Source organism: Streptomyces sp. NPDC104309 (assembly GCF_055584025.1).
Genome location: NZ_JBVJMV010000013.1, coordinates 177802 through 191619, shown reverse-complemented (window position 1 = coordinate 191619; position 13818 = coordinate 177802). Strand labels below are relative to the sequence as shown.

The following is a 13818-nucleotide window of genomic DNA, read 5'->3' as shown; positions in this document are numbered from 1 at the left end:
GGCTGATCTCGGGGGCGTAACCAGCCCGACCTCGAAGGGTAAGGAGGCCGCAACCGGTGTGACGGAGATCATGTGCGCACACGCTCGCACCCGGCCGTACGCGTACGACGACCGGGTGCGAGTGGGCGAGCGAGGTGCGGAAGGCTTAGCTGTTGCGTGCCAGGACGGCCTTCATCACCTCACGGGCGATCGGCGCGGCCAGGCCACCACCCGAGATGTCATCGCTGACCGCGGCGCCGTCCTCCACCACGACGGCCACGGCGACGGGAGATCCCGTCTTGGTCTTGGCGTAGCTGATGAACCAGGCGTACGGCTTCTCGCTGTTGTTGAGGCCGTGCTGGGCGGTACCGGTCTTGCCGCCGACCGTGACGTTGGGGATCTGCGCCTTGGTGCCTGTGCCGTTCTGGACCACGGTCTCCATCATCTGCTGGAGCTTCTGAGCGTTCTCGGCCGAGAGCGGCTGGCTGAACTGCTCCTTCTCGTGGGTGTAGATGTCGTCCACACTGGGTGCCTGGCGTTTGGCGACCATGTACGGCTGCATCAGCTTGCCGTCATTGGCGACCGCTGCGGCGACCATGGCCATCTGGAGCGGGGTGGCACGGTTGGAGGCCTGGCCGATGCCCGCCATGGCGTTCTGCGGCCGGTTGTCCTTCGGGTAGATGCTCGCGACGGCGCGGACCGGAGTGAAGATCTCCTTGTTGAAGCCGAACTTGCTCGCTTCCTCGATCATCTTGTCGTTGCCGAGGTCGTCGCTCATCTTGCCGAAGACGGTGTTGCAGGACCACCGGAGCGCCTCGCGGAGCGAAGCGTCCTTGCACGGGATGTTGCCCTCGTTGTCGAGGTTGGAGGTGGACAGCGGCAGTCGCCAGGGCAGCGGGGAGTCCGTCTTGGCGTCGATGTCGGAATGGAGGCCGTTCTCCAGGGCCGCGGCGGCCGTCACGACCTTGAAGGTCGAACCGGGCGGGTAGGTTTCGCGCAATGCCCGGTTGAGCATCGGCTTGTCCTTGTCGTCCAGGAGCACCTGCCGCGCCTTGCTGTCCTTGTTGGAGTTGCCCGCGAAGACCGAGGGGTCGTACGAGGGGGTGCTGGCGAGGGCGAGGATCGCGCCGGTCCGAGGATCGAGGGCGACCACCGCTCCCTTCTTCTCGCCGAGCCCCTTGAAGGCGGCTTTCTGGGCATCGCCGTTGAGGGTGGTGACGACGTTGCCGCCCTGCTTCTTCTCACCGGTGAACATCGACATCGTTCGGTTGAAGAAGAGCTGGTCGTCATTGCCGGTGAGGATGCCGTCCTCGATCTTTTCGAGCTGTGTCGCGTCGAAGGCCTGCGAGGAGTAACCGGTGACAGGGGCCCACATGGGGCCGTTCTTCCAGACCCGCTTGTACTTGAAGTCGCTGCCCTTGGTCTCGACGGAACCCGTGACGGCGTTGCCGTCGACGATGATGTTGCCGCGCTCGTGCGCGTAACGCTCGATGCGGACGCGGCGGTTCTCGTCGCGGCTGTTCAGTTCGTCGGCGCGGACGTACTGCAGGTAGTTGGTCCGCACGAGCAGGGCGAGGATGAGGACGCCGCAGAAGATCGCGATCCGGCGGAGAGGCTTGTTCACGGTCGGACCACCTGGGTCATCTCGGCGTCGGAGGACGGGGCGGGGGCCGGGGCGGGCCGACGGGCGGTGTCGCTGATCCGGATCAGAATGGCGATCAACGCCCAGTTGGCCAGCACGGACGAGCCGCCGGCTGCGAGGAACGGCATGGTCATACCGGTCAGCGGGATGAGCCCCATGACACCGCCGGCGACGACGAAGACCTGAATGGCGAAGGCGCCGGAGAGGCCGATCGCGAGGAGCTTGCCGAACGGGTCTCGGGCGGCGAGGGCGGTGCGTACGCCGCGCTCGACGATCAGACCGTAGATCAGCAGGACGGCCATCATTCCGGCGAGACCGAGTTCTTCACCGACGGTGGAGAGGATGAAGTCGGCGTTGGCGGCGAAGCCGATCAGGTCGGAGTGGCCCTGGCCCAAGCCGGTGCCGAGCGTGCCGCCCGATCCGAAGGACATGATGGCGTTGGCGATCTGCTCGCAGGCGCCGCTCGCGTCGGTCGTGTAGCAGGCGAACGGGTCGGCCCAGGCGGTCACACGCGACTGGACATGCGGCTCGAAGGTGGCGACACCGACCGCGCCGGCCGCGGACATCAGCAGACCGAAGACGATCCAGCTGGTCCGTTCCGTCGCGACGTACAGCATGATGACGAAAAGGCCGAAGAACAGCAGCGACGTGCCGAGGTCGGTCTCGAAGACCAGGATCAGGATCGACAGCGCCCAGATGACCAGAATCGGTCCGAGGTCACGGCCACGCGGCAGGTACAGACCCATGAAACGGCGGCTGGCGAGAGCCAGCGCGTCGCGTTTCACCATGAGATAGCCAGCGAAGAAGATCGCAATGATGATCTTGGCGAACTCTCCCGGCTGGATCGAGAAACCGGCGATCGTGATCCAGATCTTGGCGCCGAACTTGCCGGGGAAGAACATCGGCAGGATCAGCAGGATCAGTGCCGCGACCATGGAGATGTACGTGTAGCGCTGCAGGATGCGGTGGTCCTTGAGCACGAGCAACACGGCGACGAACAGCGCGACGCCGATCGCGGAGTACATCAGCTGCCTGGGCGCGGAAGGGGTGAAGACGCCGTACTGGTACTTGGCCAGCGAGATCAGCCGATTCGACTGGTCCAGCCGCCAGATCAGCACCAGCCCCAGGCCGTTGAGCAGGGTCGCCAGCGGAAGCAGCAGCGGGTCCGCGTACGGCGCGAATTTGCGTACCACGAGGTGGCTGACGCCGCCGAGCAGGATGAGCCCGCCTCCGTATCCGAACATGCCGGACGGGAGCTTGCCGTCGATGGCGAGTCCGACGTTGGCGTACGCGAACACCGAGATGGCGATGGCGAAGACCATCAGTCCCAGTTCGGTGTTGCGGCGGCTCGGTGCGTCGATCGCGCCGATCGTGGTCGTATTGGTGACAACGCTCATGGTGCTGAAGGCCCCCTACGGCTTTACTGCTTACCGCACTGCGGGACCAGCTTTTTCTCTTCCTCCGAGAGGCTGGGACCAGGAGTGGGAGTCGCTGCGGTCGGCTTGGTCTTGGTGGTGTCGGAGGTGCCGGACGTCTTGGCGGCGCCGGAGTCCGTGCCACTGGCTTGGCCCTCGTCGGAGCCGGCCTTCGCGGCCGCGCGTCGCTGGGCGTCCTTCTCGCAGGCGGATGCCTGGACGGCGAGTTCGCTGATTTTCTCGCGTGCGGAGGCGAGGTTGCCCTCGGCGATGGTCGCCTTGACCTGCTTGCGCTGGTAGGGCGGGAGGTACTTGAGTTCGATCTCGGGGTGGTCCTTCTCGATCTCCGAGAGCGAGACCCACGCCAGGTCCTGGCTGATGCCGCGGAACAGCGCCACGTGTTCGTTCTTCGCACCGACGTAGAACTGGTTCTGCGTCCATCGGTACCCGCCGTAGAGACCGCCGCCGACGACGGCGAGCGCGAGCACGACGTAGAAGGACCTCTTGAGCCACTTGCGGCCGCCGCCGGGCTTGACGAAGTCGTCGTCGGTGTAGGCGTCGAAGGAGCCGTCCGGCATCCCGTCGTAGCCGACGCCGTCACCGCTTCCGGGCGGACCGAAGCCGCCTGCGGGCGGCGGGACGGGGCGGCCGAGGCCGGCCGCTCGTCCGGCGGGGGTCTGCATGGCGCTGCCGTCGTTCAGCTGGGCGGCCTGGTTCTCGGCGACCGCGCCGACGATGACCGGGGTGTCGTTGAGCTGTCCGGCCAGGGTGTCGTTGCTGTCGACGTCGAGGACGTCGGCGACGATGCAGGTGATGTTGTCCGGGCCGCCGCCGCGCAGAGCGAGCTGGATCAGCTCCTGGATGGTCTCCTGGGGGCCTTGGTAGCTGGCGAGGGTCTCTTCCATCGTCTGGTGGGAGACGACGCCGGAGAGCCCGTCGGAGCAGATCAGGTAGCGGTCGCCGACCCGGACCTCACGGATGGAGAGATCGGGTTCGACATGGTCCCCACTGCCCAGCGCACGCATCAGCAGGGCGCGCTGCGGGTGGGTGGTGGCCTCTTCCTCGGTGATCCGGCCCTCGTCCACCAACCGCTGCACCCAGGTGTGGTCTTGGGTGATCTGGGTGAGTACGCCGTCGCGCAGCAAGTACGCGCGGGAGTCGCCGACGTGGACGAGGCCGAGGCGCTGGCCGGTCCAGAGCAGGGCGGTGAGCGTGGTGCCCATGCCTTCGAGCTGGGGGTCCTCCTCGACCATCATGCGCAGCTGGTCGTTGGCACGCTGGACCGCCGTGGCGAGGGAAGTGAGGATGTCCGAGCCCGGGACGTCGTCGTCGAGCTGGACGAGTGTGGAGATCACCTCGGAGCTGGCGACCTCGCCGGCTGCCTGGCCGCCCATGCCGTCGGCGATGGCGAGAAGGCGCGGACCGGCGTAGCCGGAGTCCTCGTTGCCTTCCCGGATCATGCCCTTGTGCGATCCGGCGGCGAAGCGCAGGGAAAGACTCATACGCACCTCGCCCGTCGGCTCGGGGTACAGCCGGTCTCGAGCCACACTGCCCACCCTCCGGTCGGGAGCCGGGCCGGGTCCGTTGCCCGGGCCGCCGCGACTCGCTCGCTCCGCTCGCTCATTGTCGTACTACTTCCGCAGCTCGATGACGGTCTTGCCGATCCGGATCGGCGCGCCAAGCGGAACAGGTGTCGGGGTGGTGAGTCGGGTCCGGTCGAGATACGTGCCGTTGGTGGACCCGAGATCCTCGACGATCCACTGGCCGTCACGGTCGGGGTAGATCCTGGCATGCCTGCTGGACGCGTAGTCGTCGTCCAGGACGATCGTTGAATCGTGGGCCCGGCCCAGCGTGATGGTCTGTCCCTGGAGCGCCACCGTGGTTCCGGTGAGGGTGCCCTCGGAGACGACCAGCTTTGTGGGTGCCCCCCGGCGCTGGCGGCCGGGCTGTTGGCGCTGCGGTGGTGGTGCCGCGGCATTCTGACGCGTCTGTTGCGGTCGTGTGTCGGTCGCGGTGCGGCGTGAGCCGCGCTGCGTGACGCGCGTTCCGAACAGATCGCTGCGGATGACCTGGACGGCCACGATCACGAACAGCCACAGAACAGCCAGGAAACCTAGCCGCATGACCGTCAGGGTCAGCTCTGACATTGCCCCCGCTTCACCCTTCGGCTTGCCGGTAAACGATGGTGGTGCTGCCCACGACGATCCGCGAGCCGTCGCGGAGCGTAGCGCGGGTTGTGTGCTGCCCGTCCACCACGATGCCGTTGGTGGACCCGAGATCCTGGATCGTCGAGGGCGTTCCGGTCCGGATCTCACAGTGCCGACGCGATACGCCGGGGTCGTCGATCCGCACGTCGGCTTCGGTGCTGCGTCCCAGCACCAGCGTCGGGCGGGAGATCTGATGGCGGGTGCCGTTGATCTCGATCCAGCGCCGCACCTGCGCGTTCGGCAGGGGGCTGGGTCCGGCCGGCGGGTGCCGGTCGGTACTGGGCGTTCCGGGCCTGCCGGCGCCCGGCGGCGGGGCCGCGGGCATGGGCGGGGCGGAGCTGGGTGGGTAGCCGTAGCCACCGGTGGGCTGCGGGGTACGCCCCGGGCCCGGAGACGGGGGCTGGCCGTGCTGTCCTGGCCGGCCCTGGGGCTCCTGCTGCTGTGACGAACTCGACGCCAAGGTGCGGCTGCGTACCCGGTAGAGCCCGGTGTCGAGGTCGTCGGCCTTCTCCAGATGGACCTTGATAGGGCCCATGAAGGTGTACCGCTGCTGCTTGGCGTAGTCGCGGACCAGGCCGGAGAGTTCGTCGCCCAACTGGCCGGAGTACGGGCTGAGTCGCTCGTAGTCGGGGGTGCTGAGCTCGACGATGAAGTCGTTCGGGACGACGGTTCGCTCGCGGTTCCAGATCGTTGCGTTGTTGTCGCACTCGCGCTGGAGGGCTCCCGCGATCTCGACCGGCTGGACCTCGGACTTGAAGACCTTGGCGAAGGTGCCGTTGACCAGACCTTCGAGACGCTGCTCGAAACGCTTCATGACTCCCATGGGGCACCTCCTCCGTCGTAGTCGTCCCTGTACTGCTTACTGATCGTATCCACGCGTCGGGAAATCGGCTGGTTCCCCTTGTCTGCCCTGTGGATGAGTGTCACCTCTCACACGGATCGTAGAGGCGGCCTCCTGACAGTGTCCCGCACTAGGGGTGCACTGAGGAGGAGTGGGGGCGGCCGCTCGGCGTTCCCGGTTCCCGCCAGGCGTTCGGTGAAACAACGGATGTGAATCCACCCTGTCCAGCGTGCTAATCTTCCGGATGTCGCCAGGCGCTCGCACCAAACGGTGAGAGAAACTGGAAACACCACTCTTGCGCGAGTGGCGGAACGGCAGACGCGCTGGCTTCAGGTGCCAGTGTCCTTAGGGACGTGGGGGTTCAAATCCCCCCTCGCGCACAAGAGAGAAGCCCCACAGAGCCAACGGCCTGTGGGGCTTCTTCGTTCCCTGGCGGACTCTGATATTTCGTCGATGGTTGGCGACGTTCATCGGTGCCGGGTGCCGGGTGCCGGGTGCCGGGTACTGGGCGCTGGGTGCCGACTGGCGTTCGTCGATGCGTGGTGGCGTTCGGCGGTGCTCCTGGGTGTCCCAGGGGTTTCTGTACGGCGGGCAGGGGCTCAGCGGGGTGCGGGCGACTTTCGTTGCGGGTGGGTGCGACGAAAGTGGGGCGTCGTGAGCGTGCGGGGCTGCCTAGGGTGCGGGGTGTGTACGCGATATCGAAGCTCCGGGCCGGGTGGCAGTGGTGTGCGGTGCCCGAGCTGTGGTCCCGGCGCAGGACGGCTGGAGAGGCCGTGCTGGCCGTGGTGCTCGGGCTGCTCGCGGCCGGGACGGAAGAGCTGCTGCGCAGTGGTGAGCTGAGACTTTGGACGGTCTCGGCCCTGGTCGTGGTGCTGTCCCTGATGAGGCGACGGCTGCCGGTGACCGTGCTGGTGGCCACGGCCGCCCTGGCCGGGCTCTCCGATGGCTTCGCGCCGCTGCTGATGGTGGTGGCGTGGAGTTCCGGGCGCAGGATCGCCGGAGCCGGGCGGGCTCTGGGGGCCTTTACCGCTGCTTACGCGCTCTACGTGGGTCTGGCCGTCGTGGTGAACTGGGCCGCATTGCGGCCGCTGACCCAGGTGCTGTTCACCACCCTCTACTTCCTGGCGACGACACTCGTGCCCGGCCTCGCCAGCCGCTACTGGACGCAGCGCCGGACCCTGCTGCACGCCCTGCAGGAACGCAATGCCCAGCTCGTCCGGGAGCGGGTCATGATCGTGGGGCAGGCGCGGCTCATGGAGCGCCAGCGGATCGCCCAGGACATGCACGACAGCCTCGGCCACCGGCTGGCACTGATTTCTGTCCATACAGGCGCGCTGGAGGTCGACCGTGAGTTGACGGCGCGACAGCGGGAAGTGGTCGGAGTGCTGCGGGACGCCTCGGTCCATGCGATGCACGAGCTGCGCGAGGTCGTCGGCATTCTCCGTGACGGTGTCGAGGGGCCGTCGCAGGGCGGCGAGGGCGGGCAGTCGACGGCGCGGGGCATCGCAGGCATCGAGGAGCTGACCGCGACGGCGCGGGCTGCCGGCAGCGAGGTCGAGCTTCGTCGTACAGGAACGGTCCGGACGCTTGCGGCGGCCTCGGACCACGCGGCGTACCGGATCGTCCAGGAGGCGTTGACCAACGCGTACAAGCACGCGCCGGGTGCGGAGATCAAGGTCGAGCTGCGCTACGAGCCCGATTCCTTCGTCGTCGAGATCGTCAATGGTCCACAGCGGCAAGTGCGGCCGGTGGGTGAGGTGGTCAGCGGCGGCCAGGGGCTGCCCGGTCTGCATGAGCGGGCCAGGCTGGTCGGCGGCATGGTGCACACCGGCCGGATCGAGGGCGGCGGCTTTCGGGTGGCCGGGGTGCTTCCGTACGGCGCCGACGGCATGCCCGGCGGGAAGTCGGTCGCGCCGATGGTTGACGCGGAGGACGACTTCCGGCAGCAGTCCCAGCGGGTCCTGTGGGGGAACGGTGGTCCGGTCATGGGCGGGACAGTTTCCGAGCGGGAGTTGGCGATGAGCGGTAGCGGAAGGAAGACGGGCGGCGGGGTCGCGCTGGGCTGTGGGATAGCGGCGGGAGCCCTGGTGCTATTGGTGTTGGGCTGTGGCTTCGGTCTGTACCTCTTGGTGAAGGAGGTGGACAAGGCGGTGATCGGGCCGAGTCAGTACCAGTCGATCAAGATCGGCACGGCGGAGGACGAGGTGCGGGAAGAGCTGCCTGCCGGGGATACATTCATGACGGCTGGGCTGGACGGCGGAGGGCCCAAGAAGCCGGCCGCGTCACGGTGTCTGGTCCTGATGTCCTCGGAGACGGGCGGGAACATCAACACCGAGCCGGTGTTCCGGTTCTGCTTCCGGGACGGCAAGCTGATCGAGAAGAGGTCCTACGAGATTGCCAGTAGGTGAGGCGTCCGGGACGAGCACGGGGGTACGAGTGACGGATCGGCGGATCAGAGTCGTCATCGCTGACGACGAGCCCCTCATCAGGGCCGGGATACGCATGATCCTCACCTCGGACCGATCCATCGAGGTCGTCGCGGAAGCGACGAACGGGCGGGAAGCCATCGAGCTGGTCCGCGCCCATGCGGCGGACGTGGTGCTGCTCGACATCCAGATGCCGGTGATGGACGGGCTCACGGCGCTGGCGGAACTCCGAACGGCGGCGCCGGCGGCGCGCGTGATCGTGCTCACAACGTTCGGCGAGCGGGAGAACGTCCTGCGTGCGCTGGAACAGGGGGGTGCCGGATTCCTGCTCAAGGACACCGCCCCGACCGAACTGATCCAGGCGGTGCGGGCAGCGGCTGCCGGGGATGCCTACCTTTCGCCCGGTGCCACCCGTCATGTGGTGGATCAGCTGACCCTGGGGCGGGCGGCGGTCCGGGGGGAAGAGGCGCGGCTGCGGGTGGCGGCGCTGAGCGGGCGCGAGTGCGAGGTGCTGGCGCTGCTCGGGGAGGGGCTCTCCAACGCGGAAGCGGGACGGCGGCTGCACATGAGCGAGGCGACGGTGAAGACGTATGTGAGCCGGATCCTGGCGAAGCTGGGGTGCGAGAACCGGGTGCAGGCCGCGTTGCTGGCGAGGGATGCGGGGCTTTAGGGGGCCGCAGGGTGGGCTCGGGATGGTTGGGCTGTGTTTCACGTGAAACACCCGGTTGGAAACGTTCCCGCGTATACGAGGAGGGCCGGGGCGCGGGGTGGTTGACCGCCGGGCCCCGCCCCTTCGCACACGGTTCAGGCGGCGAGGCGGATGGCGAGAGCCTTGGCCTTCTCCGCGGCTGCGGCGAACGCCTTGGCGCGGGAGACGTCGGCGAGCGGAATGAGGTCGGCCATCTCGGGCTTGGACCGGGCCAGCGTCAGTTCCGGAACGATGAAGTCGACCTCGGCGCCGAACATGCTCGTCAGTAGCTTCTCCAGGTAGTTCTGGACGAACTCGGCGTCCTCGCGCGGGGTGCCGGCGGCGTACGAGCCGCCACGGCTGGCCACGACAGTGATCGGGGTGCCCGCCACGGGGCCGTCCGGGCCCGCGTTGTGGCCGACGATGATCACCTGGTCGAGCCAGGCCTTCAGTGTGGACGGAATGCTGAAGTTGTACATCGGAGCGCCGATCAGGACGGCGTCCGCCGCCGCCAGTTCGTCTGCGAGCTCGCGGCGCAACGGGTCCTCGGCGCCGGCGGCGACGGCCGCGGCGTCCAGGTGGGGCAGCGGGGTGGCGGCGAGATCGCGGTAGACGACCTGCCCGTCGGGGTGCTGCTCCCGCCAGGCCTGCACGAAGGCGGCGCTGACGTCGCGTGATGCGGAGCCCTCGGGGAAGACGGCGGAATCGAGATGCAGGAGTGTGGCCATGGGGGTCTCCACGGATGTCTGGGAATGGCGGCGGACCGATGAGGTGGGCCTCTTTTTCGTGCGTACCTAGTAATAACACAGGTACTTACTATTCGTAAGCCGCGCACTGTGGCGCAGTACCCTGGGTGTATGGCGGAGCACAGCGAGCAGGCGTGTCGGCGGGTCGATGTGGGCATCACCCGCGTGTTCGAGCTGTTCGGCAAGCGGTGGACGGGGCCGATCGTCTCCGTGCTGATGCAGCAGCCGGTGCACTTCGCGGATCTGCGGCGGGCGATTCCGGGCATCAGTGAGCGCATGCTCTCGGACCGGCTCTCGGAACTGGGTGCGGCCGGTCTGGTGGTCCGAGAGGTCGACGAGGGGCCGCCGCTGCGGGTCTCGTACCGCCTGACCCGGGCGGGTGCCGCGATGGAGCCCGCGCTCAAGGAGCTTGCTCACTGGTCCAGGACGTATCTGACCTCCGATGGCCACTGTTGAGGCGCGCCTGGACGGCGAGGGGGCACCGTAAGGGTGTGGGTGCGCCGGGGGCGAGTGGTTCGCGCGCCGTTCTGCCGGGTCAGCTCTTCGGCGTCTGTGGGGCGGTCGCGCTCGTGTCGCCCGCCGAGTTGTAGCGCAGCAGGTACTCGGCGAACCTGGCGAGATCGTCCGCCGTCCAGTCCGCGAGGCGTTCTTGGTAGGCGGCTCGGCGGCTGGCCTGCGTCGAGGCGAGCGCCTGGGTGCCTGCCTTGGTGGGGTGCAGTACCTGGATGCGGTGGTCGTCCGGGTCGGGGTGGCGCTCGACCAGCCCCAGTTTCTCCAGAGCGCCGATCTGTCGGCTGACTGTTGATTTGTCCAGCATGTAGTGCGCGGCCAGATCCGTTGCGCGGCAGCCGTGCCGGTCGTCGATGTGGGCCAGCAGTGTGTACGAGACCAGGGGCAGCTCCGGGTGGAGGCGGGCCGCTGCGGCCCGCGCGCGCCGCGCGAAGGCGGTGAGCTCGCGCTGGATGACGTCCAGTGATTCTTCGCGTTCTCCGGGGGTGCCTGGCACTGGTTCGCCTTCCTTCGCTTTCCTTGGAATTTAAGTTGTATAGTACAACGGATTGAGAGTTGTAAAAGCCAACTATTGGAGTGTTCCGCATGCCCTCAGGCCCGAGTGCCGCCGCCGGCTCCACCGCCGCCGCTCTGCGTCATGTGCTGAGCCATCTCGTCACACCACTGCTGATGTGCGTCGGTATGGGGCTTGCCTACCTCGGGGCGTTCCACGCCCCCGAGCCGCATGATCTGCGGGTGGACGTAGTCGGATCAGGGCCGAGCGTGCGGGTACTCGCGCAGACACTGCAGGACAAGGGGGACGGGGCGCTGAGCGTGCGCACGGTCCCCGATCGCGCGGCCGCCGAGAACCACCTGAGGAACCAGGCGAGTTACGGCGCCTACCTGCCGGGGAAGCACCCCGAGCTGCTGGTGGCGAGCGCGTCCTCCGACACCAGCGCCACGGTTGTCGAGAAGGTCTTCACCAAGGTCGCGGCCGAGCAGGGGCACCCGCTGAAGATGACCGACACCGCACCGACGGCCGCAGGTGATCCGACCGGCCAGGGCATCTTCTTCCTGCTGGTCGCGGTGAGCATCGGCTCCTACGCGTCGGTCGCGGTGATCGGCGGCGCGGGCGCGGTGCTGGGGCTGCGGATCAGGGCCGCACTGACGATCGCCGCATCCCTGGTGGTGAGCGTGATCGGGGCGGTGTTCGCCGGCCCGATGTTCGGCCTCGTGGATCACGGGCTCGGCGGTCTGTGGGCGATGGCCTGGCTCTACTCGGCGGGCATTCTGTTGATAGGTGTCGGGCTGCACACCTTCCTCAAGCGGTGGACGACGCTCGGCGTGATGGTGCTCTTCGTGATGCTCAACTTCACCAGCTCGGGCGGCATCTTCCGGCCCGAGCTGCAGCCCGGGTTCTTCGGTGCGCTGCACTCCTTCTGGAACGGTGCGGGCTTCGTCGAGGGGGTACGCAGCCATGTGTACTTCGGCGGACACGCGCTCGGCCGGCAGGTGCTGGTGCTCGCGCTCTGGTTCGTGGTGGGTCTGGCAGTGATGGGTCTGGCGGGGCTGGCCGAGGCGCATCGGCGGAAGGCCGCAGCGGAGAGGGCTCCAGCCGTCGCCGTCGCCGGATCCGTCGAGGCCGGGGGAGTGCAGGGACGGGGACGGCACGTCAGGGCCGAAGCCCCGACCGGGGCGGATGGCGCGGAAGAGCTGGAGGAAGAGCTGGAAGCGGCCATCGGCGTCTGACCAGGGCGGAGAGTTGTCCGCGGCATGTTGTCCACAGGCCGGTCGGCGAGTTGTCCACAGGGGCGGACGGCCTTCGGCGGACGGCGGTACCTTCGTCGCAATTGATCTGCGACAAGGCGTCGGGCCTGTAGCGCAGGACGAGGACGGGGGAGGCCGCGCGCCATGGGCGAAATCGAAGCGACAGTGCCTGTTCAGCGGGCTGTTACAGGGGGTCCGCGCATTCCGGTCGTGCCCGGATTCGCGCGGCGGGCGGCTGCAGCGAGCAGGAGCGCGCCGCAGTCACCCAAGGAGGCGGGCAAGGCGCTGCGGGAGAGGGTGCGTCGGGCCTCGCACTCCTCCCTGGTCCTCCCGGCAGGCCGGCCCGATGCCGTGCGGGCGGTCGAGGAGTCGAGCCGGGGCAGGTTGCCCGCTCTCGCCCCGATCCGGGTGGGGCGGATGGCGGCTACACCGTTCGCCTTTCTGCGCGGCTCGGCCGGGCTGATGGCCCATGACCTGACGGGAACACCGGTCAGCGGGGTGGGCGCGCAGCTCTGCGGCGATGCGCACGCGGCGAATTTCGGGCTGTACGGCGATGCGCGGGGCAGCCTGGTCATCGATCTGAACGACTTCGACGAGACCGTCTTCGGCCCCTGGGAATGGGACCTCAAGCGGCTCGCGGCCTCGCTGGTGCTTGCCGGCCGGGAGGCCGGGGCGGACGAGGACACCTGCCGCCGGGGCGCGTACGACACGGTGGGTGCGTACCGGCGGACGATGCGGCTGCTGGCCGAACTGCCCGCGCTCGACGCCTGGAACGCCATCGCGGACGAGGAGTTGGTCTCGCACACGGACGCACGGGATCTGCTCGGCACCCTGGAGCGGGTCTCGGAGAAGGCCCGCAACAACACCAGCGCCCGTTTCGCGGCCAAGTCCACCGAGGACTCCGGGGACGGCGGACGCCGCTTCGTCGAGGCGCCGCCGGTGCTGCGGCGGGTGCCGGACGAGGAGGCCGCGGCGGTGGCGGTGGGGCTCGGCGACTACCTGGGCACGATCTCCGAGGACCGGGTGCCGCTCCTCGCCAGGTACGCGATCCACGATGTGGCTTTCCGGGTGGTCGGCACGGGGAGCGTCGGCACCCGGTCGTATGTGGTGCTCCTGCTCGATCACCGAGGTGAGCCCTTGGTCCTGCAGGTGAAGGAGGCACGGCCCTCCGTGCTGGCTCCGTATCTGCCGGCTGTCGGGTTCGATGTGCCGGAGGTGGCGCACGAGGGGCGCCGGGTGGTGCTCGGGCAGAAGCGTATGCAGGTCGTCAGCGACATCCTGCTGGGTTGGGCCACCGTCGGCGGGCGGCACTTCCAGGTGCGGCAGTTCAGGAACCGCAAGGGCAGTGTGGATCCGGCGGCTCTGGCGGTCGACCAGGTCGACGACTACGGTCGGATGACCGGTGCGCTGCTGGCGCGGGCCCATGCGCACAGCGCAGACCCACGGCTGATAGCGGGCTACTGCGGCAAGAACGACGAACTGGACGAAGCGGTGGCGGCGTTCGCGGTGATGTACGCGGACCGTACCGAGGCGGACCACGCGGAGCTGGTGCGGGCCGTCGGAGCAGGGCGAATAGCCGCCGAAGCGGGCGTGTGAGGGACCTTGGGCCGACCATGTG

Annotated in this window: 12 protein-coding genes and 1 tRNA gene; 6 read left to right on the top strand and 7 right to left on the bottom strand. The window is 68.3% G+C overall.

The genetic code is table 11. From position 1 onward, the window contains the following. Window positions 1-145: 145 nt before the first annotated feature. From ACZ68L_RS20950 to ACZ68L_RS20930, 5 genes are all read right to left on the bottom strand, one after another. Window positions 146-1603 (bottom strand): peptidoglycan D,D-transpeptidase FtsI family protein, encoded by a 1458-nt coding sequence (locus ACZ68L_RS20950; protein WP_469579028.1) that lies wholly within the window; start codon window positions 1601-1603, stop codon window positions 146-148. Continuing rightward, entirely contained in the window at window positions 1600-3018 is a 1419-nt protein-coding gene (locus ACZ68L_RS20945) for an FtsW/RodA/SpoVE family cell cycle protein (RefSeq protein WP_469579026.1), read from the bottom strand. The genes ACZ68L_RS20950 and ACZ68L_RS20945 overlap by 4 nt, the downstream gene beginning before the upstream one ends. Window positions 3019-3041: 23 nt before the next feature. Beyond that, window positions 3042-4538 carry a Stp1/IreP family PP2C-type Ser/Thr phosphatase gene (locus ACZ68L_RS20940; protein ID WP_469579024.1) on the bottom strand — a complete coding sequence of 499 codons (1497 nt, stop codon included), beginning with the start codon at window positions 4536-4538 and terminating at the stop codon, window positions 3042-3044. 129 nt (window positions 4539-4667) lie between these two features. Further along, window positions 4668-5183: an FHA domain-containing protein FhaB/FipA gene (locus ACZ68L_RS20935; RefSeq protein WP_469579022.1), complete on the bottom strand. Its 516-nt coding sequence runs from the start codon at window positions 5181-5183 to the stop codon at window positions 4668-4670. A 10-nt stretch (window positions 5184-5193) separates the two neighbouring features. Continuing rightward, the gene (locus tag ACZ68L_RS20930) at window positions 5194-6066 is read right to left on the bottom strand and encodes an FhaA domain-containing protein (RefSeq protein WP_469579020.1); all 873 of its coding nucleotides are present in this window, start codon (window positions 6064-6066) and stop codon (window positions 5194-5196) included. Between the two features lie 315 nt (window positions 6067-6381). Here ACZ68L_RS20930 and ACZ68L_RS20925 point away from each other — a divergent pair. The 3 genes from ACZ68L_RS20925 to ACZ68L_RS20915 all read left to right on the top strand — a co-directional run bounded on the left by ACZ68L_RS20925 (window position 6382) and on the right by ACZ68L_RS20915 (window position 9180). Further along, a tRNA-Leu gene (locus ACZ68L_RS20925) sits at window positions 6382-6464 on the top strand. A 306-nt stretch (window positions 6465-6770) separates the two neighbouring features. Beyond that, window positions 6771-8492, top strand: a complete 1722-nt coding sequence (locus ACZ68L_RS20920) for a sensor histidine kinase (RefSeq protein WP_469579018.1) — start codon at window positions 6771-6773, stop codon at window positions 8490-8492. 28 nt (window positions 8493-8520) lie between these two features. Then, on the top strand, window positions 8521-9180 hold the full coding sequence (locus ACZ68L_RS20915) for a response regulator (protein ID WP_469579016.1): 660 nt from the start codon (window positions 8521-8523) through the stop codon (window positions 9178-9180). A 134-nt stretch (window positions 9181-9314) separates the two neighbouring features. Here the strand turns inward: ACZ68L_RS20915 and ACZ68L_RS20910 are convergent, their stop codons facing one another. Beyond that, on the bottom strand, window positions 9315-9926 hold the full coding sequence (locus ACZ68L_RS20910) for an FMN-dependent NADH-azoreductase (protein ID WP_469579014.1): 612 nt from the start codon (window positions 9924-9926) through the stop codon (window positions 9315-9317). Between the two features lie 129 nt (window positions 9927-10055). On the opposite strand from ACZ68L_RS20910, the gene ACZ68L_RS20905 reads away from it, so the two are divergent. Beyond that, complete coding sequence (locus tag ACZ68L_RS20905) at window positions 10056-10400, top strand: winged helix-turn-helix transcriptional regulator (RefSeq protein ID WP_469579012.1); 345 nt, start codon at window positions 10056-10058, stop codon at window positions 10398-10400. 79 nt (window positions 10401-10479) lie between these two features. Here ACZ68L_RS20905 and ACZ68L_RS20900 read toward each other — a convergent pair whose 3' ends face one another. Then, on the bottom strand, window positions 10480-10950 hold the full coding sequence (locus tag ACZ68L_RS20900; RefSeq protein WP_469579010.1) for a MarR family winged helix-turn-helix transcriptional regulator: 471 nt from the start codon (window positions 10948-10950) through the stop codon (window positions 10480-10482). Between the two features lie 89 nt (window positions 10951-11039). Here ACZ68L_RS20900 and ACZ68L_RS20895 point away from each other — a divergent pair, with 89 nt between their 5' ends. After that, a complete protein-coding gene (locus ACZ68L_RS20895; protein ID WP_469579008.1) occupies window positions 11040-12182 on the top strand; it encodes an ABC-2 transporter permease in 1143 nt (380 codons plus the stop codon). Between the two features lie 162 nt (window positions 12183-12344). After that, on the top strand, window positions 12345-13796 hold the full coding sequence (locus ACZ68L_RS20890; protein WP_469579006.1) for a DUF2252 domain-containing protein: 1452 nt from the start codon (window positions 12345-12347) through the stop codon (window positions 13794-13796). The last annotated feature ends 22 nt before the right edge of the window (window positions 13797-13818 follow it).